General features: G+C 67.1%; 19 protein-coding genes and 1 pseudogene. 9 read left to right on the top strand and 11 right to left on the bottom strand.

Annotation, left to right across the window (positions count from 1 at the left end; all coding sequences use genetic code 11):
• A pseudogene (locus tag DPM12_RS21475) lies at positions 1–214 on the top strand (endonuclease/exonuclease/phosphatase family protein); the annotation flags it as partial.
• Between the two features lie 43 nt (positions 215–257).
• On the opposite strand, the gene DPM12_RS21470 reads toward DPM12_RS21475, so the two are convergent.
• Together DPM12_RS21470 and DPM12_RS21465 are read right to left on the bottom strand one after the other, a co-directional pair.
• A complete protein-coding gene (locus tag DPM12_RS21470; protein WP_112260395.1) occupies positions 258–1,919 on the bottom strand; it encodes an FAD-dependent monooxygenase in 1,662 nt (553 codons plus the stop codon).
• Between the two features lie 63 nt (positions 1,920–1,982).
• Positions 1,983–2,987 (bottom strand): hypothetical protein, encoded by a 1,005-nt coding sequence (locus tag DPM12_RS21465; protein ID WP_158542999.1) that lies wholly within the window; start codon positions 2,985–2,987, stop codon positions 1,983–1,985.
• Positions 2,988–3,024: 37 nt separating this feature from the next.
• Here DPM12_RS21465 and DPM12_RS21460 point away from each other — a divergent pair, with 37 nt between their 5' ends.
• Positions 3,025–3,627 carry a TetR/AcrR family transcriptional regulator gene (locus tag DPM12_RS21460; RefSeq protein WP_112260400.1) on the top strand — a complete coding sequence of 201 codons (603 nt, stop codon included), beginning with the start codon at positions 3,025–3,027 and terminating at the stop codon, positions 3,625–3,627.
• Between the two features lie 90 nt (positions 3,628–3,717).
• On the opposite strand, the gene DPM12_RS21455 is transcribed toward DPM12_RS21460, so the two are convergent.
• The gene (locus DPM12_RS21455; RefSeq protein ID WP_158542998.1) at positions 3,718–4,686 is read right to left on the bottom strand and encodes an Rpn family recombination-promoting nuclease/putative transposase; all 969 of its coding nucleotides are present in this window, start codon (positions 4,684–4,686) and stop codon (positions 3,718–3,720) included.
• Positions 4,687–4,888: 202 nt separating this feature from the next.
• Here DPM12_RS21455 and DPM12_RS21450 point away from each other — a divergent pair, with 202 nt between their 5' ends.
• Together DPM12_RS21450 and DPM12_RS21445 are read left to right on the top strand one after the other, a co-directional pair.
• A complete protein-coding gene (locus tag DPM12_RS21450) occupies positions 4,889–6,046 on the top strand; it encodes an FUSC family protein (RefSeq protein WP_158542997.1) in 1,158 nt (385 codons plus the stop codon).
• A gap of 196 nt (positions 6,047–6,242) precedes the next feature.
• Positions 6,243–6,779, top strand: coding sequence for a Uma2 family endonuclease (locus tag DPM12_RS21445; protein WP_112260391.1), 537 nt, complete (start codon positions 6,243–6,245; stop codon positions 6,777–6,779).
• 86 nt (positions 6,780–6,865) lie between these two features.
• On the opposite strand, the gene DPM12_RS21440 is transcribed toward DPM12_RS21445, so the two are convergent.
• The gene (locus DPM12_RS21440) at positions 6,866–7,414 is read right to left on the bottom strand and encodes a class I SAM-dependent methyltransferase (RefSeq protein WP_112260390.1); all 549 of its coding nucleotides are present in this window, start codon (positions 7,412–7,414) and stop codon (positions 6,866–6,868) included.
• Between the two features lie 114 nt (positions 7,415–7,528).
• Here DPM12_RS21440 and DPM12_RS21435 point away from each other — a divergent pair, with 114 nt between their 5' ends.
• Entirely contained in the window at positions 7,529–8,734 is a 1,206-nt protein-coding gene (locus DPM12_RS21435; RefSeq protein ID WP_112260389.1) for a low temperature requirement protein A, read from the top strand.
• On the opposite strand, the gene DPM12_RS21430 is transcribed toward DPM12_RS21435, so the two are convergent.
• Positions 8,717–10,048 (bottom strand): MFS transporter, encoded by a 1,332-nt coding sequence (locus DPM12_RS21430; protein ID WP_112260388.1) that lies wholly within the window; start codon positions 10,046–10,048, stop codon positions 8,717–8,719. The genes DPM12_RS21435 and DPM12_RS21430 overlap by 18 nt on opposite strands.
• Positions 10,049–10,271: 223 nt before the next feature.
• Between DPM12_RS21430 and DPM12_RS21425 the strand changes: the two genes are divergently transcribed.
• Positions 10,272–10,835, top strand: coding sequence for a Fur family transcriptional regulator (locus DPM12_RS21425; RefSeq protein WP_112260387.1), 564 nt, complete (start codon positions 10,272–10,274; stop codon positions 10,833–10,835).
• A complete protein-coding gene (locus DPM12_RS21420) occupies positions 10,835–12,289 on the top strand; it encodes a catalase (protein ID WP_112260386.1) in 1,455 nt (484 codons plus the stop codon). Before DPM12_RS21425 ends, DPM12_RS21420 begins: the two co-directional genes overlap by 1 nt.
• Before the next feature lie 184 nt (positions 12,290–12,473).
• On the opposite strand, the gene aac(3) is transcribed toward DPM12_RS21420, so the two are convergent.
• The 6 genes from aac(3) to DPM12_RS21390 all read right to left on the bottom strand — a co-directional run bounded on the left by aac(3) (position 12,474) and on the right by DPM12_RS21390 (position 23,062).
• On the bottom strand, positions 12,474–13,289 hold the full coding sequence (aac(3), locus tag DPM12_RS21415; RefSeq protein ID WP_211659213.1) for an aminoglycoside 3-N-acetyltransferase: 816 nt from the start codon (positions 13,287–13,289) through the stop codon (positions 12,474–12,476).
• Positions 13,290–13,464: 175 nt separating this feature from the next.
• Positions 13,465–15,843, bottom strand: a complete 2,379-nt coding sequence (locus DPM12_RS21410; protein WP_112260384.1) for an OmpL47-type beta-barrel domain-containing protein — start codon at positions 15,841–15,843, stop codon at positions 13,465–13,467.
• Positions 15,844–16,042: 199 nt separating this feature from the next.
• Positions 16,043–18,289, bottom strand: a complete 2,247-nt coding sequence (locus DPM12_RS21405; RefSeq protein ID WP_112260383.1) for a dipeptide ABC transporter ATP-binding protein — start codon at positions 18,287–18,289, stop codon at positions 16,043–16,045.
• A 69-nt stretch (positions 18,290–18,358) separates the two neighbouring features.
• A complete protein-coding gene (locus DPM12_RS21400) occupies positions 18,359–19,522 on the bottom strand; it encodes an ABC transporter permease (RefSeq protein ID WP_112260399.1) in 1,164 nt (387 codons plus the stop codon).
• A gap of 19 nt (positions 19,523–19,541) precedes the next feature.
• Entirely contained in the window at positions 19,542–20,537 is a 996-nt protein-coding gene (locus DPM12_RS21395) for an ABC transporter permease (RefSeq protein ID WP_112260382.1), read from the bottom strand.
• A 68-nt stretch (positions 20,538–20,605) separates the two neighbouring features.
• Positions 20,606–23,062, bottom strand: a complete 2,457-nt coding sequence (locus DPM12_RS21390) for a golvesin C-terminal-like domain-containing protein (protein ID WP_245951338.1) — start codon at positions 23,060–23,062, stop codon at positions 20,606–20,608.
• Between the two features lie 132 nt (positions 23,063–23,194).
• On the opposite strand from DPM12_RS21390, the gene DPM12_RS21385 reads away from it, so the two are divergent.
• Positions 23,195–25,156: an ABC transporter substrate-binding protein gene (locus DPM12_RS21385; RefSeq protein ID WP_211659212.1), complete on the top strand. Its 1,962-nt coding sequence runs from the start codon at positions 23,195–23,197 to the stop codon at positions 25,154–25,156.
• Positions 25,146–25,922 carry a helix-turn-helix domain-containing protein gene (locus tag DPM12_RS21380; protein WP_112260379.1) on the top strand — a complete coding sequence of 259 codons (777 nt, stop codon included), beginning with the start codon at positions 25,146–25,148 and terminating at the stop codon, positions 25,920–25,922. Before DPM12_RS21385 ends, DPM12_RS21380 begins: the two co-directional genes overlap by 11 nt.
• Positions 25,923–25,983 lie beyond the last annotated feature (61 nt).

Here is a 25,983-nt window from a genome sequence, read left to right as displayed (position 1 = left end):
CGAGGAGGCCGACGTCGTCGGCCTGCAGGAAGTGGACCGGCACTGGTCCGCGCGCAGCGACTTCGTTGACCAGGCGGCATGGCTGGCCCGCGAGCTGAACATGCACGTGGTCTACGGGGCGAACCTCGACCGTGATCCGCTGAACCCCGGGGAGCCGCGGCGGCAGTACGGGACCGCCATCCTGAGCAAGCAGCCCTTTTTCGACTGGCAGGACGTTGACCACAGCGCATTGCGATGATCGCGATCCCTAGCTGTGGTCAGTTGGGGCGTGCTGGATCGCCCCGCTGGCGCCGGACGTAGATGTGGTCGAGGTGCGCTTCGAGGCGTTGGAGTTCGTCGGGTGTTCCGATGTAGGAGATATAGCCGTCGGGGCGGATCAGGAACAGGGATGGCGCGGTGACGCCATAGCGTGCGTGGAGGCCGGTTTGATCGGCCGAAACGTCGTGAACTTCTATGGGGATGGCGTAAGCGCTGACCAGGCTTTGGATGGCTGTGCGGACGGACGGGAGATCGGGGGAGGGCGTGGGTCCGTGGAAGAACAGCAGATGGTGGGCCGTACCACCGCAGAGGTCGAACACGCTGGCCTTGCCGTGTGCAGTGTCGAGGTGTCCGAAGGGTGCTCTGTCGCCGGGACGGGGCCGGCCGCGGTGTCTCTTGTCGTTCGCAGTGACCAGGCTGTGCGGGTAGCGGATCCAGGTCTGTGAGAACAACTTGAAGATCGCAGCGCGGACCGAGCGTAGCCGGGTCAAGGGTGTGATCAGGCGAGTTCCGATGTTCGCGCGTAACCATCGTGCGAGGGGGTTCGGGGTGGTCTCGAGTGCGAAACCGCGGTCACTGCCGCGCAGCACGGCCCTGGCGATGGGGTAGCGCTCGGATTCGTAGGAGTCGAGCAATGTCTCGTGGGCCTGCCCCGTGGCTACGAGGGCCAGCTTCCAGCCGAGGTTGAATCCGTCGCCGAGGCCGAGGTTCATCCCCTGACCCCCAGCTGGGCTGTGTAGGTGGGCGGCGTCGCCGACTAGGAAGATGTCGCCGGTGCGGAAGTGCTCGGCGCATCGGCTGTGGATGCGGTATAGCGCGGTCCAGGTGGTGTGGTGGATGCGGGCATCGAGGGCGAAGTATTCGTCGAGCCATCTCTGCAGATCGGGCGGGGTGACCTCCGCGTAGGCCTCGTGTGAGACCTGCGTGCCGCGCTGAGCCGTGGTGAGGTTCGGTGGGACCGCGCCGAACAGTCGATAGCGCCCGGAGGGCAAGGCGAACAGGCCGACGAACCCACCGCGAGTGAGGTTGAGTCGCAGCGTCCCCGGCCGGAGCTCTTCTCGGTGGGGCAGTTCGAGGTCCAGGTCGGCAAGCAGGCCGGTCTGGCCGAAGGTGCCGCCACGGAGACCGATGCCCAGGGCGTGACGCACCCGGCTGCGTGCCCCGTCCGCACCGACAACCCAGCGAGCGGTGATGGCGTCTTGGACGCCGTCTTCGCGGCGCACCACGGCTCTCGCACCCTCGACTCTCACAGTGAGCGCTTCTAGCGCGACACCCCATTTCACAGGGCGCCTCCATGACGTCAAGTGCTCGGCGAGCAGGTGTTCGGTCTGATGTTGTTCCAGCCCGAGCGCGTACGGGTACGGCGTTGTCTGCGCGGCTTCGCGATCGACAAGCGGGAACGACCCGGCCTGCCGCCCTCGCTCGGCGATTTCCACCGTGTTGACCTTCACCCCGCGGGCCACGGCTGCTTCGGCCAAGTCGAGCCGGTCGAGCAGCTCCAGCGTCCGCACGTGCACCAGCGCTGCCCGCGACTGTTCCACCGGCCCAGACTTGGCATCCACCACCTGGAAATCCACGCCATACCTCGCAAGCACGGCGGCGACAGCCAAGCCGGACGGTCCAGCTCCGACGACCAACACATCGGTCTGTATCTCGCTCACGGCCTAGCTGCTCCCCTGTTCGCGTACTTCCGGTGGAAAGGATCGGATGGTGGACAGGTGTTGTCAGTCCGAGAAGTCGAAGGTTGTGCCCGCACCGTGGCGTTTGGCCCAGTCGGTGATCCAAGTCAAGATCGGAAGGTCCCAGAGGTAGGGCGCAGCGAGCTCGTACACCACCGTTTCTGCCGGCGACCGGCGCGCCGAGTGGCGGTTGCGGATGACCTCGGCCAGTTCCAGGGCGTCCGGCGGTGCCGGTGGTGGGCCGTCCCGGAGGAACCCGCTGGCAAAGCCATGGGCCACCAGTTCCGGTCGCTGCGTGGTCGGCACCGCCAGCCGTGCTCCGAGCGGCAGTAGATTCAGCCCGGCCGCAGTCACGCTCACGAACAGCGTCCCCGCCCGTACCACTGTCGGATCCGGCACTGCCGACTCGCCGGGGGTGGTGCGACCAGCAGCGGTGATGACGTCGGCGCCGTCGACCGCAGTCTCCACGGTATCCATGGCCGTCACCCCCACTTGCAGCCGCTCCGACATGTCATCGGCGAACGCGTCGCGATGCGCTTTCGTCGGGCTCCACACTCGGACGGTCTCGAGACCGGGCATCACCCGGACAAATGTCCGGAGGTGGCTGGCCGCCTGCGCGCCGCTGCCGAGCACCGTCAGGGTCGTCGCATGCTCGGGGGCGAGATAGCGCACCCCGACCGCGGCCGGGACCGAAGTCCGCAGCTCGTTCAGGTCATCGAGCGCGATCATGCTTTCGACCTCACCGGCCGCTCCGTCGATCTGGATGCCGAGCCAGGCATTGCGCCGAACGCCACGGACGATCCTGGGAAACAGCCGCACACTGGCCCCGTCCGAGGAGGCCCCAAGCTGACTCGTCAGCTCATCCCCATTCGACAGGCCGACCCCGGCGAAAACCGACTCACCGCGATCACCGGCATGGCTGCGTAGCAGCGATTCCTGCACCGCGTCAATGACATCATCCAATGCCTCGTCGTCCGCCGCCAGTGGGCTCAGATCGGATCGGGACAGCAGTAGCGGCATCGTGCCTCCCTCGTGGTGTTGCTGAGTCACGTCAGCATCACCACCAGAGCCATTAAACTCAACACCGATGAATAAACGGCGCGGTCGACCACCACTGGGCACCTCTCGTGGTCGAGACCGTCTTCTGGAAGCCGGTACGAGGCTGTTTACCGAGCACGGGTACCAAGGCACCAGCCTGCGCATGCTGGCCGAGGCCGCCGACTGCGATCCGGCTCTCGTGGCCCACCATTTCGGGTCCAAGCGAGGACTGTTCGCGCAGGTCACGGCGGTGGTGTTGAGCCCAGCCGAGGTGGTGGAGCAGGCACTCCCAGGACCGCCCGAACTGCTGGGCGAACGACTGGTCAACCAGGTCATCACCGCCTGGGAAGACCCCAAGACCGGACCGCGTCTGGCGCGGCTGATCCACGCCGCACTGGAGGACCCTCGCTTGCTTGCCGCGCTGCACGAATACGTCGAGACCGAGATCAGCCAGCGCCTCATTGAATTTTTCGGCGGGCATCGTGCCCGCGACCGCACCGCTGCGATCCTGACCCTGATCATGGGGATCATCTTCGGGCGCTACATCATCAAGACCGACGCACTCGCCCGACTACCGGCCGAACGGTACCGCCACGCCCTCATACCCCAAGCGATCGCAGCCGGACAAGACAGACCCAGACGCTCCCAGTGACAAGGAGCCTTTCCATCCTCGAGGCCGGGCGAAGCCCGTCAGTGCAAAGCGTGCCTACACCAGGGGGTTCCCGATACGCGGCCTGTCGGTTCAATGCAGGACCTGATCCAGCGTGTCTGCGGTGAGGACGCGGGCAGTCCAGATTTCTAGCTGCTCGGTGGATGCGGCGTGTATGGCGTCGAGCGCAGTTTGGGGAAGTGGGCCGAACTTGAGCGTCAGCTGCTGTATGAGCGCTTCGGCGCGACCCTCGGCGCGGCCCTTGGTGCGGCCTTCGGCGCGTAGCATGTCTGCGGTGGTCACGTACGCCTCCTCTGCGTCTGGCCCGAGTTGTGCGAACAGGTCGTGGAGCTCATCGACGGGTGCCTCTCCTACGGTTTCAATGTACGTCAACAGAGCGATGAAGTCGTCGATGCCGCCGGATCGTTCCAGGATTGCGCGCAGCTCGTCGGTCCATGGCCGGAGGTCATCGGCGAGCCGAGCATTGCCGGCAGCGATCTTGAGCAGGAGCAGTGTCATGCGGGCTGGCGGCGTCAGCGGTCGGCTGCGAAGCGCCTGCTCGTCGAGGACGGCCAGATCGTCGAGCAGGAACCGGAATCGTGGCAGGTTTTCGCGCGCCGCGTCGGCGATATCGCTGTCCACGTCGAGCAGATCCAGCACGTCCGTCGGGCCCGTCCACGGGTTCCGGTTGTGGTGCACCACCAGCGGGATGACCGCGGGCAGGCGGGTGACCCCGGGGTGCCCCGCCAGGTACCTGTCCCAGATCTGCACCACATAGCGCAACATCCGAAACGGCATCAAGGGGTCGGCGCTGCTCTGGTGCTCGACGAGGATGTAGATGAACGCCTCGTGACCGTCGACCGGGACAGTGAAAAGCAGATCGGAGTGCCGCCAGCGCAGCGACGCATCGACGAAGCTACCGGACACCCGGGCCAGCTGATCCAGGTCGAGCCGAGCCACCATGGTAGCTGGCAGTGTCGCGCGCAACTGTGTAGCCGCGTTCGCAGGTTCACCGAGAATCCGACGAAACACCGCATCGTGGGGGCCCTGCTGACTGGACATGGTCGTCAACGTACGTGCTGGCATCGACTGTCCGACGACGGGCCGCTGCGCACCGCACACCTCGTTTTTCTCCTGATCGAGAGGCCGATGACCGCGGCGCTGGGCGTTGGGGCCGTGGCACTGGCCGCGCGCCGGTCACACCCGGCTGCACGGCGAGACCGGACAATGGGAGCAGCGATCCGTCGACGAGGGAGGTCGAAGGGTGGGCCGGCGCCATGCTCCGAAGGAGCTGTTCAGCAGGTTCGCGCGCGTACTGGCGTCGCCGGCGGGGCGTCTCCGGGAGGCAGGAACCACGCTCGTGCAGGCGGCTGCGGCGGCCGGTGCATCGTGGTTCCTGGCGCACGAGGTGTTGGGGCACCGGCCGGGTATCTTCGCCCCGATCGGTGCCATGCTGGTGCTCAGCCTGGCGCCCGGGCGGCGGGTCCGGCGCGCCGTGGAGATCGTCGCTGGGGCCGCGGTTGGTGTCGTCATCGGCGACCTGTTGATCGCTGTGATCGGGACGGGACCCGTGCAGGTGTTCGCGGTCGCGACGCTCGCGATGGGGGCCGCGACGGCACTTGGCGCCCCTCCCATGCTGGTTACGCAGGCAGGAGTGGCCAGTGTCCTGATCGCCACGATCGAACCTCCTGACGGCCTGTACAGTTCGCTGGCCAACCAGCGCCTGATCGACGTTCTGATCGGTGGTGGTGTTGGCCTCGTGGCGTCGTTTACCTTGCCGCGGCACCCGCTGGCCAGCACCCGCGCTGCCGCCACGCCGCTGTTCGCCGAACTGCGCGGGACGCTTGAACAGATAGCCGTCGCCCTGGAAACGGGAGCCGTCACCGAGGCGGATGCTGTCCTGGAACGGTCACGTACGCTTGACGGTTACGTTCACGCCTGGCAGGAGGCGATCGACCAGGCCGAGGAGACAGCGTTCCTCTCGCCGCCACACCGCCGGAAGCGATCACACGTCGGGCGTCAGGCTGCGGCGCTCGGCCCCGTCGAGCTGGCGGTGCGAGACGTGCGCGTGCTCGCCCGGGGAGTGGTCCGGGTGTGCTCGATGGAGAAGAGGATCTCCCCGGAGTTGGCGCTCGCGGTCCGCGATCTCGCCGCTGCGGTCCTCGGACTGGAGACGGAACTTGACGGGGGCGAGGGAGGTGCCCGGGCGCGAGCGGATGCGGTGCGCGCCGCGGGACGAGCGAGCCTGCTGGTCAGCGACCAGGCGAGCATGCCCACGAGTGCGGTGGTCGCCCAGGTGAGGTCAACGGCGACGGACCTGTTGCGGGCGCTCGGCCTGGACGTCGCCGACGCTGTGGCGCAGGTGCGCACCGCGGCGCAGCAGATGCAGGAACACCCGAACGATGAGAAGGGTGACCGCTGACGCCTACGACGCGTGACCACGTGAGGATGCCGGTCGGGAGGTACGTCCCGCCTGGCAGTCGTTTCGCCTGAAGGGACGACTATCCGCGGCGGCCTCCGTGGGCTCTCGGTCGAATGCTCACCCGGCCTTTCATCGAGGACTAGAATGAACACCGCCGAGCCGATGTGTATGACGATGATCGGCAGGGAGGTGTGAGATGGCGATCCTCGAGCTGCCGGAGAAGTCTGAGTGGACCGCTGAGGTACTGGAGACGCTGTCGCCCGAGTTTCGTTATGAGGTCAGGGAGGGGAACTTGGTCGTGATGGCGGCAGCCATGCGCCCGTGGCATGCGGACGCGCAGTATCGGATCGTTCGTGTCTTGCGGGAGCAAGGCAGGCACGCATACATCGAGCAAGGCGTGGAGATTGGCCCCGGAGAGATTCGCACGTGCGATGTCGGTGTTTTCCGCGAACCACCCGCGGGCGATGCTGCGTATCGACCAGCCACAGACTTCGCTCTCCTGGTGGAGATTGTCTCAAACAGCTCACACCGCGAGGATCGGGGCATCAAGCCCCGGCTTTATGCATCGGCTGGTATTCCAGAGTACTGGAGGGTAGAAGAAGCGCCTGACGGCACGGCCATGGTTCATCGGTATCTGCTCACCCACGCAGTTGACGGTTCGCCCGTCTATGTCGAAACGGAGGTGTCGTCTCTAGACGAGCTGGAAGCCGGTCAGGGGCAGCAAAAGCTTTAGCTAAACGGCCGCCTGCAGCGAACGCATCGGGCAGCGCTCGTCAGGGCAATCCAGCCGACGAACCGCGTTGCCGTGTCCGGCCGGATTCAGCGCGTGGCGTGGATGACCGCCATCGTCTTGCGGCCGAGCTTGCGCTCGATCGTTTCCGGGTTGCTGAGGCCGAGCTCCGCGAGTTCTGCCTTGACCTCGGCTAGCTGCGCGGATGTGATGCCGTGGCCGGGTTTCTTGAGCAGCCGTTCGGCGAGCAGGAGGCGACCTCCCGGAGCGAGTTTCGACGCTACAGTGGCGAGCCCCGCGGCACGGTCCGGCCAGTGATGCATGGAGGCGATCGACCAGATGACGGTGAACGACGCGTCGTCAAACGGCAGGTCCTCGGCACCGGCGACCCGCACGTCAGCGCCGGGAACGCGGCGGCGAACCATGTCGACGAAGGTCTCGGACGGATCGACAGCGGCCACGTTCTCGGCGCCGATCTGCTCGGCGGCCAGGGCCACGGCTGCACCCGCACCGCATCCGATCTCCAGCAGCCGATCGTCGGGCTTCAACTCGGCGATATCCACCATCATCTGGTTGGACTTCGGGTTGCGGTTGAACAGCCCGTAGACGCGTGCCATGACGGCGCCGAATTCAGCCATGGGATCAGTCTATACACACTCGTGGAACTGGAGGATTGCGTCGGTCGACCTGCGGCCGAGCCCGGTGCATGGCATGGTTGACCGCGACAGAAACGAGCTGACGGGGAGCCGTCGATGGGGAAGATGGTGCACGCTCGGCGCGGGCTGGGCGGTGTCCGGCGGGCGGATGATGAGCATCGTTCCGAGGTGGGGCCGATCGAGCTCTTCTTCGATCTCGTCTACGTGTTCACGATCATCCAGATCTCACACACCCTGTTGGATGACCTGACGTGGACCGGGGCGGCGCAGGTCGGTGTGCTGTTCCTCGGCGTGTGGTGGGTGTGGAACTACACCGCGTGGGCCATGAACTGGCTCGACCCGCGCAGCGGGCTGGTCCGGCTGCTCAACGCGGTGCTGATGCTGGCCGCGCTCGGTATGGCGCTGGCGATTCCCCACGCCTTCGACGAGGACGGGTTCTTGTTCGCCGCGTGCTACGTGTTCGCCCACGTGGTGCGAGCGGCGTTCATGGTGGCGGCTTATCGGGGCGAGCAGCTCGGCCGCAACTACGCGCACCTGCTCACCTGGAGCGCTGCGGCCGGTGTGGTCTGGCTCATCGGCGGGTTGGCTCCCGAGGAGTCGCGGCTGTGGATCTGGCTGTTCGCGGTCTTCCTCGACTACTTGGCGCCCCGGGCGGATTTCCGGGTGCCGGGCTTCGGTACGGCACCGATGCACACGTGGCCGGTGGACGCCGAGCACCTGGCTGAGCGCAACCGGCTCGTGTTCATCATCGCTCTCGGCGAGTCGATCCTGATCATGGGCTTCACGCTGTCGGAGCTGGACGTGATCTCCACGAGTGCCCTCGTGGTGACCGGGCTCGGTTTCGTCGGTCTGCTGGTGCAATGGTGGAACTACTTCGCGATCGCCGGTCACGACGTGGCACATACCGGTGCCCGCAGCGAGACCCGGGTGCTGCGTTCCGCTTTCGCGTATGCGCACGCGATCATGGTGGCGGGTGCGATCGTCGTCGCCGTGTCGATCGAGCTGCGCCTCACGCACGACACGCTCGACAGCCCCATGATCTTCACGACGGTGGGCGGGCCGTTGATCTATCTCGCGGGCAACCTGCTGTTCCTGCGTTCCCGCTGGGGAAACGTGGCCCGGTCGCGCTACGTCGCGGCGGCGTTGCTGGTTCTCGTCGCCGTGGGTGCGCACCTCGGCCGCGACGCCATGACGCCGCTGGCGCTGGGACTGTCGACGGTGGTCATCATGGCGGGCCTGGCCGTGTACACCCAGCTGTCGAGTGGCCGGGCGCGGGCGTCGGTGTCATCCGGGCAGGGGTGAACTTCCAGCGTCGTCAGCCGTGCGAGGAGCCTGCCCGGGCGGGCGCACGCCCAGTACCGCGACCAGGCCGAGGAACAGGACGAGCACGATGCCGGCCATGCCCGCGCGCTGCGTGCCGAAGATCGAGATGAACCCGCTGAACGCCAGTGGCCCGGCGAAGCTGACGGCGCGGCCCATGGTCGCGTAGAGGCCGAACGCTTCGCCTTCCAGTCCGGGCCGGGTCAGGCGGGCGAGGAACGTGCGGCTGGCGGACTGGATGGGGCCGACGAAGGTAGCAAGGATGAGGCCGCCGACCCAGAAGACGACCGCCCCTTCTAGCGAGGTGATCGCGACACCGACGACGAGCAGCGACGCCAGCCCACCCACGATCACCGTCTTCGGGCCCAGACGATCGTCGACGCGCCCACCGAAGATCGCGCCGAGGCCGGCGGTCAGGTTGGCGGCGATGGCGAAGATGATGACCTCGGTGGAGCTGAACCCGAACGTCCCGGCGGCGATCACCCCGGCGAACGTGAAGACCGCCGCCAGGCCGTCGCGGTAGATGGCGCTGGCGCCGAGGAACCACAGCGTGCGCCGCTCGTTGCGCCACATTCGCGCGATCCGCTTCCCGAGAACGACGTAGCTCGCGATGATGTTGCGCCGGGGAGCATCTCCCGAGGCCGGCGCCTCGGGCACGAAGAAGAACAGGGGCAGTGCGAACACGGCGAACCAGGCGGCGCAGAACACGGCGACGGCGCGGATGTCCATGCCGTCGTCGGAGGTCACGCCGAACAGGCCCACGTCGGGCTGGACGAACGCGAACAGCACGGCGACGAGCGCGACGAGCCCGCCGAAGTAGCCCATGCCCCATCCGAAACCGGAGACGCGGCCGATGGTCTCGCGCGTGGACACCTGCATCAGCATGGCGTTGTAGTTCACGCCGGCGAACTCGGAGAAGATGCTGGCCAGTGCGATGAGTGCCAGCCCGAGCAGCAGGTACGAGGGGTCCGGCCGGACGAAGAACAACGCCGCCATGCAGACGATCACGATGATGCTGTGCACGGCCAGCCACAGTTTGCGGCGCCCGCTGGCGTCGCTGCGCTGGCCGGTGACCGGTGCGAGGACGGCGACGATGGCACCGGCGATGGTCAGTGCCGTCCCTAGCGCTTGTGATCCGCTGTCCGGATCCGTGGCCACGGCGTCGGTGAGATACACGGTGAAGACGAAGGTCAGGATGATGGTGTTGAACGCTTGGGATCCCCAGTCCCAGATGGCCCAGGCGAACAGCGGGCGGCGGTTCCGGGCCGGGGTGGGCGTGCTCACGGGCAACGTCATTCCTGGATGAGAGCAGATTCGGGTGACCCGCTAGCTTACGCGAGCGTGAACCGCGGGGAAACGGTGACGAGGGGCCGCGTTCGCCGCCGTCGACCCGCTGATCATGAAGACTTCGTGGGGCTGTGGCATGGCAAAGTGTTCATGATCAGCGGGAGGGGGCGGGGCATAATCTTTGTTGTATGAATTGCTTGACTGATTCCAGAAAACGTAGTGCAGTAGAAGCATGCCCCATGGCAACACCTCGGTGCACGACGAGCTCCGCCAGGCCGGGCTCCGGGTGACCGGGCCCCGCGTGGCGGTGCTGGAGTGGCTCGAAGGGCACCCGCACGCGACCGCCGATCAGGTCGGTACGGGTGTGCGTGAGCGCCTCGGGTCGGTGTCGACGCAGGCGATCTACGACGTGCTGGTGGCATGCTCGACGGCGGGGCTCGTCCGGCGGATCGAGCCGGCCGGCCACCCGGCACGCTACGAGCGTCGCGTCGGCGACAACCATCACCACCTCGTCTGCCGCGAATGCGGCCGGATCGACGACGTCGATTGTGCGGTGGGTGACCAGCCATGCCTGGTTCCCAGCGAGGCGCACGGGTACGACGTCGACGAGGCCGAGGTGGTGTTCTGGGGCATTTGTCGCGATTGCTCGCGTGCGGCGGCGTCAGCAGCGGCAACGGGAACGACGACGGATACGGCGTCGAGAACGACGGACGGGGCGTCGGGAACGGGGCCGCGAACGGACCCGGATATGGCGCCGTTGACACATGATCCAGCCAATGACGAGGAGGCACAGTAATGGCGGAATCCAGGCCCCCCACGACGACAGATGCTGGTATTCCAGTAGCGAGCGACGAGCACTCGCTCACGGTCGGCCCCGACGGTCCGATCCTGCTGCAGGACAACTACCTCATCGAGCAGATGGCGGCGTTCAACCGGGAGCGCATCCCGGAGCGCCAGCCGCACGCCAAGGGAGCGGGAGCCTTCGGCAAGTTCGTTGTCACCAACGACGTCAGCGCCTACACCAAGGCGGCGGTGTTCCAGCCGGGCACGGAGACCGAGGTGATGATCCGGTTCTCCAGTGTGGCGGGCGAACGGGGCAGTCCGGACACGTGGCGTGACCCGCGCGGCTTCGCGGTGAAGTTTTACACCAGCGAAGGCAACTACGACATGGTCGGCAACAACACGCCGGTATTCTTCGTCCGCGACCCGATGAAGTTCCAGCACTTCATCCGCTCGCAGAAGCGCCGCGCGGACAACAACCTGCGGGACAACGACATGCAGTGGGACTTCTGGACGCTCTCGCCGGAGTCCGCGCACCAGGTCACCTGGCTGATGGGTGACCGGGGCATCCCGAAGACGTGGCGGCACATGAACGGCTACTCCAGCCACACGTACATGTGGGTCAACGCCGACGGCGAGAAGTTCTGGGTGAAGTACCACTTCAAGACCGACCAGGGCATCGACTTCCTCACCCAGGACGAGGCCGACCGGATCGCCAGCGAGGATGGCGACTACCACACGCGTGACCTGTACGATGCGATTGAGCAGGGCAATTACCCGAGCTGGACCCTGTACATGCAGATCATGCCGTTCGAGGAAGCCAAGACCTACCGGTTCAACCCGTTCGACCTCACCAAGGTGTGGCCGCACAGTGATTACCCGCTCATCCCGGTCGGCCGTTTGACGCTGGATCGCAACCCGACCGATTACCACACCGAGATCGAGCAGGCGGCCTTCGAGCCGAACAACCTGGTGCCCGGTATCGGGCCGAGCCCGGACAAGATGCTGCTGGCCCGGCTGTTCTCCTATGCCGATGCGCACCGCGCCCGGCTGGGAGTCAACTACAAGCAGATTCCGGTCAACTCGGCGCAGTGCCCGGTGCACAGCTACAGCAAGGACGGCGTGATGCGGGTCAACAACGTGTCCGACCCGGTGTACGCGCCGAACTCGTACGGTGGCCCGCAGGCGGACACGTCGCGGTTCGGCGAACCTGCCGGCTGGTACACCAGCGGCGAGATGGTGCACGCCGCCTACACGCCGCGCAAGGACGACGACGACTTCGTGCAGGCTGGCACCCTGGTCCGGGAGGTGATGGACGACGACGCCCGGGCGCGGCTGGTGTCCAACGTCGTCGGGCATCTGAAGAACGGCGTCTCCGAGCCGATCTTGCAGCGTGCCTTCCAGTACTGGCGCAACATCGACCCGGACATCGGTGACCGTATCGAGAAGGGCGTCAAGGGCAACGGCTGATCGGCTGTAGCGGTCGATCACCGCGTGCCCACAACGCGCTGTTAAGAACCGGCATTGTCGAGGCCATGACCTCGACAATGCCGGTTCTTTTCGGAGCGCCGACGTGTTGTGCCAGGGGTCGGCGTACGCCCCTGCGTGGGGCGAACGGCCGGCGCAGACAGCCGTCAGCGGCCGTCAGTGTCTGTCAGTGGCCGTACCGGTCCTCAAGCCAGGAGACGGCGAACGAGGTGATCCCGGCGGCGTCGACCAGCACGCTGTTGGCCGCGCCGAGGAGGCCGCTGCGGCCCGCTCCCGTGGCGAGGTAGTCGGTGACGATCAGCCGGAAGTAGTCCTCTGGCGGGCCGTCGACGACCGGTGCCGCGGTGTCGTACTCCTCGACCACGCGCCATTCGGTCCCCGCCGGCGTCGCGAGGGGATACTCGACCTGGACGCGCCGCTTGTGCGGGAGGTCGGCCAGGTGCTCGGCATGGTGGAGGAGTGTCATCGTGTCGAGCGGCGCGCCCACCATCAGGACCCGTCCACCTGACGCGACGAGACGGGCGAAGGGGGAGTCCTCTCCGTACCCGAAGTCGAGAGGGTGGGCGGCGGTGAACTCGTCGGCGAGAGCGCCGATGGCGGCGACACACGCCCCAGGGTTGCCGCTTCGGCGCGCGCCCGGTCGCGTGCCGATCGTGGCCGCGATGATGCCGTGATCACGTGACGGGCGAGCGGTCGCCGGGTCGAACGGCGGCACGTGGTCACGGAGGGCGTCGATCACCCGGCCGTCGCCGTCCCAGATGTCCACGTTCAGTTCCCAGTCCTGGTAGCTCAGCAGCGTTCCCCCGGGGCCGATCACGTCGAGCACGGCGTCGACGAGCGCGTCGGGCCCGCCGAGTACCGTGCCGACCTGCCGGAAGGCCGCGTGGAGCATGACGGCGTCGCCCTCGGCGAGCCCGAGTGCACGGAGATCGCCGGCGAGGCTGGAACGGGTCAGCACGCTCGTTGTCGATTGTTGCTGCACGGGATCATTCTTACTCGATCGCTGCTGGCTGGTCGTACGACCCCGCCGGCGTGCCCGCAACGTGCTCATAAGAAACCGGCGTTGTCGAGGCTATGACCTCGACAACGCCGGTTCTTTTGGAGCGGGCGTCCGCAACGAGTGGACGTGCCGTGGCTCGCCGCGTGTCAGCCGATCGTCACCTGTTCGGCCGGACCAGCACGCGCTGCGTGTCTGTCGTCTCGTTCCCTGCGCCATCGACGGCGGTGACCTCGATGTGGTGCCGGCCGGGCCGTGACACGGCGATCGGCCCGGTGTACTCGGTCCAGTCCCCACCGCGCAGCCGGTAGCGCACCTCCCACAGGCCAGATCCGCCGGTGTCCTCCGCCTCGATGACGATCCGTTCGATCCACTCGCCGCCGTGGCGCTTCGATGTCACCGAGATGGTGGGGCCGGACTCGTCGTACGCGGGCGGGTCCCACCGGAAGAGCTCCTCGGCGTCCGCGAGCACGAGCGAACCATCCGGCAGCACGGTGAACAGCCGGTATCCGGAGAGGCCGAGGTCCTCGACGGCTCCGGTACGGGTCCAGACCCGCCACAGCCGGCCCGCCGACTTCACGTAGAGCGCCGGGGCATCAGGAGCCTCGCGCAGGATGGCCACCGTGTTCGGGAAGGTGCGCCCGCCAGCTGGCCGGTCACCCAGCTCGACGGTGCGGATGGCCTCGCCGGTCTCCGGGTCGATCTCGGCCAGCGTCGTATCGGCGATCGTCCACAGCAAGCCGTCCCGGTCGATGTGCACCCCGGCGTACGATGCGGCACCGGGAACGGGCGTGGCCGACCAGAGGATCTGGTCGCTGCCGGGATCGTACGCGAAGAGGTTGCCTTCGGTCTCCGGCGGCTCGGGGGCGCCAGATCCGCCGTGAATCCAGGTGCCGGCGTAGACCACGCCGCCGTCGACAGCTAGGTCGCAGACCGCCCGATCGCCCAGCTCGGCGGCGGTGACCCGGTAGTCGTCGGCCTCGGTGTCGTGCACCACGAGGGCACCGCCGAAGGTGGGCCCGGCCGGGCCGGTTCCGGCGACGATGTACTGGCCGGCGCGCGCGATCGCGAACACCCGGTCCTGGGGGTCGTCGTGTCCCTTCAGGTCCCAGATCTTGACGGGGTTCTCCGGCGTCCCTGGCGGTCCCGGCGAGTACTCGGAGCTGTTCCACGGCTCGTCCGGGTCGTACTGGTAGCCGCGGGCATCGGGGTAGGCGCCGACCCACACCGACTCGCCGTCGTCGAGCAGGGATTCGGTCTGCGAGAACCGGTTGAAGTCGGTGGTGGCGTCGTCCGGGTCGACACGGGCGAATCCGGCGAGGAAACCGCCGGCGAGCACCGCACCGTCGTGCGTCGTGACCAGGGAGAGGACATCTCGCGGCTCGCCCGGCACGGTGGCCCCGTCGGTCATCGAGTGCTGGCCGGTCTGCGGGTTGTACCGCCACATCTCTCCGCGCCAGAACCATCCGGTGAGGGTCTGGCCGGGCCAGTCGGGGTCGTCGAGCTCGACCCAGCCGACGCCGCGGTAGTTCCACACCCGGCCGGGGTACAGCAGGCCGGTGCTCGTGGTTTCGCCGGTGTGCGGGTCCCATCCGGTCAGCTCGTTGTCGTGCATGACGTAGACGCGCCCGTCGGGGCCGGGCTCGGCCATGTGCAGGCCGGCGACGTTGTCGAGGCTGGCGATCCATTCCTCGGTGGACGGGTCGAAGGCGTAGAGCGGCGAGTACTTGATGTCGTCGCCGAGGCGTACATACAGCAACCCGCCGGAGGCGTTGACCTCCCAGACGGACGTGCCGACGTCGCCCGCCTCGACGCCGTCGGGAAGGCCGAGTTCGCGGATGTCTCCCGTGCCCGGGTCGACGCGGAGGAGGTGCACGCCCCGCGAGGTGCCGACGTAGACGGAGCCGCCGGTGGCCTCAACCGCCCGGGCGTACTTGGTATCGGACACGACGGAGCCGTAGTCGTGGACGTCGCCGGTTTCCGGGTTGTATCGGAACAGCCGTGCTCCCGGATAGGTCACGCCGAAAAGCTGGCCGTCGTCGCCGACGACGAGCTCCCACACGTAGGTCTCGCCGGCGAGTGGACGGCCGAGTTCCTCCACGGTGCCGTCGCTCGGATCGACCCGGAACAGCAGGCCGTTCGACTGCGACCCGAGGTAGACGAGCCCGTCGGGGCCGACGATCGCGCCGTACGATCCGCTGGCGCCCGGCAGGGGCTCGCTGAAGAGGAGTTCGCCGGTTCGGGCGTCGACACCCGAGACGCTGGCTGGAGACCCGCTGGTGACGCCGCACAGCATGGGGACGCCGTCGTTGCGGGTGAAGACCTGGGCTCCGACCATGTTGACGTCGGTGAGCGGGGAGCCTAGCGACACGGGCTCGCCGCCCTCGCTGCGCGTCAGGAGTGGACCGGCAGAGCCGGCCGTCCCGGAGCGAGCGGGTGATGCCGCAACGCCCGTGCTGGCGGCGGCCGGAACCAGCAGGGACGACGCTGCTGCGGCCAGCAGGCTCCTGCGGCTCAGGCCCTTCGTTTCGATCCACATGACGATCTCCTCCGTCGGCTTCCCGGTGCGCTGTGACCTAAACGGACACACTTATATTCGATTAAGTGTGCGTCTATTAATAGTTTCGGTCACTTTAGTGGGAGTGTCGGGATTGCTCAAGAGGGCTTAGAGCACCGGCTGCGCGTCGGCGGCGCACCGAACCGGCGTGCGAGGGATCCGTCGCGCGGTGCGTATGGCGTCACGAAACGCCGGTCAGCGTGAGGGACTCCGAATGGTGGCAGGCCGCGAGGCGCTGGTCTCCGGTACGGCGGAGCTCGGGAATCTCGGCCCGGCATCGGTCCGGACGGACGTGCGGACAGCGGGGGTGAAACGGGCAACCCGGCGGTGGATTCGTGGGGTCCGGCAGGTCGTCGGGTATCTGCGTGCGGTGCCGGGCGGTGCGCAGCCCCGGGTCGGGCAAGGGCACCGCACTCATCAGGGCCTCGGTGTACGGGTGGTGCGGCTGGCGGTACAGATCGGACGTGTCCGCCGATTCCACGACGTTGCCCAGGTACATGACGGTGACCCGATCACTGATGTGTTCGACCACCGACAGGTCGTGCGAGACGAACAGGTACGTGAGATCGAGCTCGGCCTGAAGGTCGACGAGCAGATTGAGGATCTGTGCGCGTACCGAGACGTCGAGAGCGGATACGGCCTCGTCGGCGATGACCAGGCGCGGGTTGGTGACGAGCGCGCGGGCGATGTTGATGCGCTGGCGTTCTCCACCGGAGAACGCGTGCGGGTAGCGGCGGATGTACTCGGGGCGCAGGCCGACGCGGGACAGCATGTCGGCTACCCGGTCCTCCAGCTCGGAGCCGCGGGCCAGCCGGTTCACCCGCAACGGCTCGCCGATGATCTGCCCCAACGTCATCCGGGGGTTCAGCGATGAGTAGGGATCCTGGAAGATCACGCGGATCTGCTGGCGGTACGCGTGCAGCTCGCGACGGCGCAGGCGCGTGAGGTCGACCTGGTCACCGTCGTCGGTGCGGTAGTAGATGTGCCCGCTCGTGGGTTCAAGCAGGCGGGCGATGCAGCGGCCGAGCGTGGTCTTCCCGCAGCCCGACTCGCCGACCAGGCCCAGCGTCTCCCCGGGGTGGATGGTCAGATCGACGCCGTCGACGGCCCGGACAACGGTGCGAGCTCGTCGGGACAAGCCGGTCCTCAGCGGGAAGTGCATGGTGAGGTCCTGGACGTCGAGCAGCGGCTGCCCCTGCGAGCGTGCCGGGGTGCGCGGGTGGGTCTCATGGTCCGGCTCGTGTTGTTCCGGTTCATGGTCAGGCTCAATGACGGCGACTTCGGGCTCGATGACGGAGACGGGCGCGGACGGCGTCGCCTGGGTGTGAAGCTCGCGCCGCTCTGCCGGTTCCGTGAAGAGGTGGCAGTACGCGAGGTGCCCCGCGCTGTCGAACCGGGCCACGGGCGGTGCTTCGGTGTCGCACGTGCCCGGGATGGCCAGCTCGCACCGGGTGTGAAAGGGACACCCGGTGGGGCGGTTCTGCGGGTGCGGCACCATGCCCCGGATGGCGGTGAGCCGCTGCCGGGCCGAACCGCCGCTCCGCACACCCCGCATGGTGGGGATCGAGCTGAGGAGCGCCCGGGTGTACGGGTGCTTGGGATTGCCGAAAATCTCGTCGACGGTGCCGTGTTCGGCGACCGTGCCGAGATACATGACCGTGACCTCGTCGGCGATCTCGGCCACCACGCCGAGGTCGTGGGTGATGAAAACCATCGCCATGCCGTTCTGCTCTTGCAGGTTCTTCAGCAGATCGATGATCCGTGCCTGTGTCGTCACGTCGAGCGCCGTGGTCGGCTCGTCGGCGATGAGCAGCGCCGGATCGCAGGACAGCGCGATCGCGATCATGACTCGCTGGCACATGCCACCGGACAGCTGGAACGAGTAGCTGTCGAAGCGCCGCTCCGGCCGTGGGATACCGACCCTGCGGAGCAGCTCGATGCCCTTCTCGCGGGCCTCGGCCTTGTTCAGGCCCCGGTGCAGCCGCAACGTCTCGCTGAGCTGGGCACCCACGGTGTACATCGGCGACAGTGAGGCCATCGGCTCCTGGAAGACCATGCCGATCTCGTCGCCCCGGATCTGGCGGATCTCCTCGCCAGTCGCGTCGAGCGTGGCGAGATCCGTCCACGGGCGCGTGCCCGATCGCCAGTAGACCGCACCGCCGACGATCCGGCCCGGCTGGTCGACGAGCTGGAGAATCGAACGGGCCGTGATCGACTTGCCGCAGCCGGACTCGCCCACGACGCAGACGGTCTTGCCGCTGGGCACGGTCAGGTCCATCCCGTCGACGGCTTTCACGACTCCTTCGTCGGTGAAGAAGTGTGTCCGCAGGTCTTCGATCCGCAGCAGTGGCTCTCCCGGCGCGGGCGGGCCGGGCTCTGCGGCCACGGAGGTCTGTGGTGCTGCCGGGTAGGGGTGGGTCGGTTGCATCGATGCTCTCCCTGGCCGTCTCTGGGTCGTCGCTGCTACGTGCTCTGGTTCGTCTCCGGTGCTCGTCCGCTAGCTCTTGTACGGGTCGGCCGCATCGCGTAGCCCGTCACCGAAGAAGTTCAGTGACAGCACGGCGACGATCACGGCGACTCCCGGCAGCATCATCCACGGCGCGGACTCGAGAACCCGGATGCTCTGCGCCTCTTCCAGCAGCACGCCCCAGCTCACGGTGGGTTCCTGGAGGCCGATGCCGATGAACGACAGGGCAGTCTCGGCGAGGATCATGGCCGGGATCGCCAGCGACATGTTCGCGATGATGTGGCTGGTGAACGACGGCAGCATGTGCCGGAAGATGATCCGGGGCTGGCTCGCGCCGTCGACGGTCGCCGCCATCACGAATTCCTCGTCGCGCACCGCGTAGAACTTGCCGCGGACCTCCCGGCCCAGCCCGGCCCAGCTGATCAGGGAAAGGATCACGGTGAGAGCGAAGTATCGCTGGAGTGGTCCCCAGTGCGACGGGATGGCGGCCATCAGCCCCATCCAGAGGGGAATGGTCGGAATCGAGATGACGAACTCGGTGATCCGCTGGATGAGGTTGTCGACCCAGCCGCCGAAGTAGCCCGAGATGCCCCCGAGGACGACGCCGAGCAAGAAGCTAAGAATCACGCCGACCAGGCCGATGGACATCGACACGGCCGTGCCGTGAATGATCCGGGAGAGCATGTCGTGGCCGAGCTCGTCGGCGCCGAGCAGGTACATCGGCGGACCGTCGTAATCTTTCGGTCCGATCAGATGCCGGTCCCACGTGATCAGTCCGAAGAGTTCGTACTCCTCGCCGCGGACGAACAGCCCGACCGGTATCTTCTGGCTCTCGTCGATCTCCCAGGACAGTTCGAGCGTCTCCGGATCCTGTTCGGCCCGGTAACCGTGGACATGCAGACCCCACTCGCCGTCGTCGACGACGTGCAGCCGCTGAGGCGGGGCGTAGGCGTACTCCGAGTCGAAGGAATCATTGCTGTATGGGGCGAGGAATCCGGCGAAGAGGGCGACCAGGTAGATGAAGATCGTGATGATCCCGCCGACAAGTGCCATGCGGTGACGCTTGAAGCTCCACCACACGAGCTTCCACTGCGGGGCGACAGATACCTCTTGCTCGTCCCCGGCTGGGTCACGTCCGGAGGTGAGGCCAGAATCGTCGGCCGGATCGGCGCTACCTGCGATCTCTCGTGCCATGGTGTCGAGCCACCCCTCACTAACGTCCGTACCGGAACCGGACACGTGGATCGAGCCAGCCGAGCAACAGATCCGAGAGCAGCGTGCCGAGGACGACGAGCACGGCGCTGATCAGGATCAGGGAGCCGGCGAGATACATGTCCTGGGCCATCAGAGCCCGCAGCAGCAACGGGCCGGTCGTGTCGAGGTTGAGCACCCGCGACACGATGGCGTCGGCGCCGATCAGCGAGGCCAGGATCCAGCCGATGGTCGAGAAGAACGGGTTGAGCGCCACCCGCAGCGGATACTTCACGGTCAGCCGCGTCTCGGGCACGCCACGGGCCCGAGCGGCGACGACGTACGGCTTGCGCAGCTCGTCCAGAAGGTTGTTGCGCAGGATCCGGATCAGGCCGGCCGTGCCGGCGGTGCCCCAGACGACAATCGGTACCCACAGGTGACCCAACACGTCGAGCACCTTGCCGAGGTTCCACGCGGCGTCGGCGTATTCGGGGGAGACGATGCCACCCGGACTCTGCCCGAAATATCGCAGGCCGATCCACATCAACACCAGCGCGATCATGAAGTTCGGGACCGCCAGGCCGATGAACCCGACCATCGTGAACGCATAGTCGCCGACCGAGTGCTGGCGCATCGCGGAGTAGACGCCGATGGGAAACGCCACGATCCAGATGAACAGGATCGTGGCGATGGACAGCCCCACGGTCAGCGCCAGGCGGTCGCCGACGAGGCCCGACACGGGGCGATTCCAGTCGAAGGAATGGCCGAAGTCCAGGTGGAACACGACGTTGGTGATCCACCTGTAGTACTGGGTGAAGAACGACTCGCCCAGCCCGTAACGCTCCCGCAGGGCATCGAGCTGGGCCTCGTCGATCTCGTTGCCCTGCGCCTCCATCTCGGCAACCATCGTCGTCAGGTAGTCGCCCGGAGGAAGCTGGATGATGGCGAACGAGATGATCGAGATCACGAACAGGGTTGGCACCATGATGAGGACCCGGCGCGTCATATACCCCAGCACTCGTGGCCTCTCCTTTCGCCGATCGTCAGGGCCCGGTTCGCACGCCCGGTTCGCACGCCTGGACGCCGTCAGGGGCGCGGATCGTGCTGCACTGGACGGAAACGGACGGCGTCGGTGCGGTGGTAGCCCGAGCCCACGGTCAGCGTGACGTCGCCGCTGGTGCCGGCCTCGAACGGCCACCGTCCGAGGAGCTGCCATTCACCCATGCCATCGGCCGGATCGGTCGTGACGTCCTCGGCCGGGCCGGCTCCGTCGACGGTATAGGTGGCGGAGTTCGTCGCCGTCGGATGATCCGGCCACCACACGAACACGTCGTACTCGCCGTCCCGGGGAATCTCCGGTGTCCACGTTGCCGTCGAGTCCGGGACGTTGCTGTACCGGGTGTACGAACCGTCGTGACCGAGCAGGCTGCTCGGGTGCCAGGTGCCGGCCTCGGTGTAGCCGCGGGCACAGTCGGAGTGGAACGTCTGGGTGGTGACCACCACGTCCTGGCTGTCGGTGAACGGCGGGGCTCCCGGCACCTCGGGTGGGCCCGGTTCGTCGCTGGGCGGGCCCGGCACCTCGGCCGGCGGCCCGGTGCTCCGCGTCTCGTACGGGATGAGCTGCGCGGCGGACGACAGGTCCCCGCCGCTACCGCGTTCGATCGTCAGGCGCAGGTAGCGGGCGCTGACGCCGTCGAGATCGACGTCTTTCGGCAACCGGGTGCGGTCCCAGTCCACCTCGGCGACATCCGTGTAGTCTGAGCCGTCGCGGCTGGCCTGTAAGGTCGCCCGGAGGATCGTGCCCGGTGCGCTGTTGAACCGTGGCTGGTATCGCAGCGCGGACAGGTGGCGTACACGCTGCATATCCACGGTGATCTGGTGGGGCAGCTCCTCCACGGGGGAGGTGCTGGAGTGCCAATAGGAGCGGATGTCCCCGTCGACGGCGTTGCCGGCTTCCCGGAACTCGTCCTCCGTCGACGCAACCGCGGTGAGCTCGCCCGCGGGCACACGGATGCCCTCGGGCTCGTCGGGCCAGGTCGCGTCGGGGTTTACCGGCTCGTCCGCGAGCGGTACACGCTCTCGATACCGGTCGCTTTCGGTGCCGGGCCCGCCGCCGCGGATCACCAGATCGGTCATCACGGCCGCGTGATCGGAGTAGAAGGCGAACCGGTCGTCGAGTGCCGAGCCCTGCTGGCCGGGCAGCCGCTCGGTACGGGTGGCCGAGTCCAGGACACGTACGTCGTCGCCGCGGGTGAGGATGTAGTCGATACGGCCGGGCGCGAACAGTTCGCCACGTGCGGGGTCCATCGTGGAGCCCGGATACCGGCCCGCGTCCGGGTAGGCCCACCGGTAGGTGTCGGTGAATCCGGCGTCGGCGAACATCCGGGTGACCGGCCAGTCCAGGACCAGGCCGCCGTGGCCGAAGGCGTCGGCGGACTGCTCGTTCCAGTCCAGATGCGACAGCGTGTTGAAGTCCCCGCCGATGATCACCGGTGCACCGTCGTTGCCGGTGTAGGTGTCCAGCCGGTCCTCGAGCACGGTCATTGCCATCCGGGTCCGGTTGCGCTCGTCGGTTGCGACGATCTCTTCCGGGCTGTGGTAGCGGCACAGGTCGAGCGTCTCCTCGACGGCCGCGCGGTTGGCGTGGGCCCGTGCGCTGTCCTGGTGGTGCAGCCACGCCGAGAAGGCGTGCACGTGCCCGCCGTCGGGCAACCCGAGGCGCGCGCCGCCGAAGTGGAACGACGACACGCCACCACCGGAGATGCGATCGTAGATCTCCTCGACGGGTAGCCACGTGAACATCCACAGATTGTCCCGGTCGGGGTCCTGGCCCGGCTCCCTCGTGATCTGGACGCCGGTGAACTCGCGGCCGTCGTCGCGGTCACGGTTCAGGCCGTCTTCGATGCGCTGGCCCGCCCCGTAGGTCTCCACGACGAACAACACGTCGGGGTCCTCACGGCGGACGAACTCGACGAGCTCGTCGAGGTTCTGCTCGCCCATGCCGGCGCCGTGTGTGGGATCGAGGGTGCCGCCCTGCCAGATGTTGAACGTCATCACGCGCAGTGCGGTGCCGACCTCGTCGGCGGCCAACCGGCCGAGCGTGATGTCGACGGCGAGGTCGACGGGCTCGGCTCGTCCGGCGACGTTGAATTCGCTGGTGGAGACCCGACGGGAGGGATCACTGTCGCCGGTGTACTGCCGGGTGCGCTCGATCGGATCCCCGTCCTCGCGCACGGTCATCGTCACCTCGTGGGTGCTGGCGTCGCGTACGGGCACGTCGGCGTCGACCCGGCACGGTCCGGGGATGTGCTCGTCCAGCGGGACGGTCACGCGGGCGTTGCCGGAGAGGGTGAGCTCTGCGGAGGCGACGATCTGGCCGTCGCACACCACCGTCGCGAGCACCGGGCCGTCTTCGCCCTCTGCATGCGGCGGCGCGGCGAGGGTGAACGTGACCGACCGCTCGTCACTCGCACCGGACGGCTGCTCGTTACTTCGGGCTTCGGGCCCGTATGCGAGCGCCGACGAGCTTGCCAGCGTCGCCATGGTCACGGTGAGTATTCCAAGCGTGTAGCGCAACTTGGATGGTTGACTATGCGCGACATGCATGGTCTGATCAGAGCATGTGTACGGCCCGGAGTCAAGAGCCGATGTCGTCAGCCGTTGAAGGAGGACCCCGTGACCAAGAACGTGGCCAGAAGCTTGTCTCGACGGCGGTTCCTCGCGGCCAGTGGTGGCGCCGCGACCGTGTATCTCCTCGGTGGGTGCAGCCTTGAACCCGAACCGCGAGGAGGGGAAAACGAAGGCTCGGACGGGCCCCAGGGCCAGGAGTCACCGATGCTCGCCCAGCGCGTCGCAGACGGTGACCTTCCACCGCTGGAAGAGCGGCTGCCCGCCAACCCGCTCGTCGTCGAGCCGGTCGCGGAGATCGGGAGCTACGGTGGCGAGCTGACGAGCGCAATCCTGGGTCCCGGAGAAGCCATCCAGCTGTACCGGATCGTCGGGTACGAAGCGCTGGTGCGCTGGACCCCCGACTGGGAGATATCCGTGATCCCGAACATCGCCGAGAGCTTCGAGGTCAGCGACGATGATCGGGAGTTCACGTTCCGATTGCGCGACGGCATGAAGTGGTCCGACGGCGAGCCGTTCACCGCCGACGATCTCGTCTTCGCCCGTAACGACGTCCTGAACAACGAGGAGCTGTATCCCGGAGGTTCGCCCAACCCGGTGCGGGCGGAGAAGATCGACGATTACACGGTGACATTCGTGTTCGACGAACCCGAAGGGCTCTTCCTCCAGGACCAGGCCAAGGTGTACGCCTCAAGCGCCGGCACCACGCTGGTCAGCTTGCCCAAGCATTACCTGGAGCAGTTCCACCCGGACTACAACTCGGAACTCGACGATCTGGTCGAGTCCGAAGGGGCGGCCGACTGGATGCAGCTGTTCCAGGACAAGGCCGAGATCTGGTCCAACCCGGACTTGCCGACGCTCAACCCGTGGATCGTCGTCGACCCCGTGGGCGAGGGAAACCAGGTCCGTCTCGAACGCAACCCTTATTACTTCAAGACGGACCCGGACGGTAACCAGCTCCCCTACATCGACCGGGTCACCTACGACATGATCCAGGACGAAGAGGTCATCTTGCTGCGCGTCGTCTCCGGCGACATCGACTTCCAGCTACGACCGGTGAACAGCCTGGAGAACCGGCCCGTCCTCGCCGAAGACCGGGAGTCCGGTGGCTATCGTTTCTTCGACGCCGTTCCGGCCAACATGAACACGATGGCGTTGTGCCTGAACCTCAGCCACGAGAACGACGAGGTCCGGGAGGTGTTCCGGAACAAGGACTTTCGAATCGGGCTGTCCCACGCCATCGATCGTGAAGAGATCATCACTGCGGTCTACCAGCGTCAGGGGGAGCCGTGGCAATGCGCGCCGCGCCCGGAGTCCGAGCTGTACAACGAGGAACTCGCCAAGCAGTACACCGAGTACGACGTGGACCTGGCGAACGAGTATCTCGACGGTGTGCTGCCCGACAAGGACGGCGACGGCTACCGGCTGCTGCCCAGCGGGGACCGGCTGCAGATCCTCATCGAGTTCGCCACGGGGATCTGGCCGGACTACCCGGACACGCTGAATTTGATCGAGGGCTACTGGAAGAAGGTCGGGGTGGACACCAGTATCAACGGCATCGACCGCTCGTTGTTCCTGGAACGAACCGAGGCAGGAGACCATGATGCGGCCGTCTGGCAGGGCTCCGGTGGGCTCAACGACATCTACCTGGCTCCCCGCTTCTACGTGCCGACCATCGCGGGAAATGCCGCGTACGCCGTCACGTGGACCCGGTGGTACCAGAGTGGCGGCGAGAGTGGTGAGGAGCCACCCGACGCGATGCGTCGCCAGTTCGAGCTCTACGATCAGATCAAGGCGACCACCGATCCCGAGGAGCAGGCCAGTGCCATGGCCGAGATCCTGCGTATCGCCCGCGAGGAATTCTGGGTCATGGGTATCAACCTGCAACCCGACGAGTACGGCGTCGCCGCCGCGACCCTCCGCAACATTCCGGAGTCCATGCCCAATTCGTGGACCTATCCGACACCAGCACCGACAAATCCGGAGCAATACTTTTTCGATGGGAACTGAAGCAGCCGCCGAGCGAACTGGCCTCTCGGCCAAGGCGCTCGCCAATGGAGTGAGCGTGTTACAGGCGCTCGTCGAGTCCGACGAGCCACTCTCGGCCAGCGAGATCGCTCGTCGGGTCGGTCTGCACCAGAGCTCGGTGTCGCGGATCCTGTCCACGCTCGCGGCAGCCGGGTATGCGCGCAAGACTGGCTACCGCAGCTTCGCTCCCGATTTCGGCGTGCTGTCGCTCGGTGCGGCGGCCATTACCAAGTTCAACCTGGCCCACAAGCCGCGCAAGGCGATGGAGGAGGCCGCCCGGCACGCGCGGGACATGGCCGTCTCGCTGTCGGTGCTGTGGCGGGGAGAGGTCATTTACTTCCTCCGCACGCGCGGCGATGACCAGCCGGTGCTGTTCAATGCCGATGGCTGGCCGTTGCACCTGTCGGCGCCGGGGTTGCGCTTGTTGCTGGACCTTCCCGAAGACGAGGCCCTCGAGCTGCTGCGGGAATCGCGCGACAAGTACGGCTGGGAGCGGCCCGAGCCACCGGCGCCGCAGTCCGAACAGGAGGCGCTGCGGCGTGGTCGCGAACTGCTGGTCCACGACTGCCTGATCCTCGATGGATGGTTGAAGCCGGGGCACATGTCCTCGGCCATCACGGTGGATGCGCCTGGCGAGCCGCCCGTGGCATTGGCGCTCACCGGGCGCACCGAGCTGGCCGATCCGGACACGATCCGGCTCTGGCTGCACAGCTTCCGGCGCTCGGTCGAACAGGCGCTCAGCGACTAGTACGCCCTGACCAGCGTGATCACCGTCGGCGCGGCCGCCGGCGGACGTCAAGACCGAGAAA

Source organism: Phytoactinopolyspora halophila (assembly GCF_003287285.1).
In the GTDB taxonomy this organism is placed as follows: Bacteria; Actinomycetota; Actinomycetes; order Jiangellales; family Jiangellaceae; genus Phytoactinopolyspora_A; species Phytoactinopolyspora_A halophila.
Note: the sequence above shows the minus strand (reverse complement) of the source record. Positions and strands in the feature narration are given on the sequence as shown.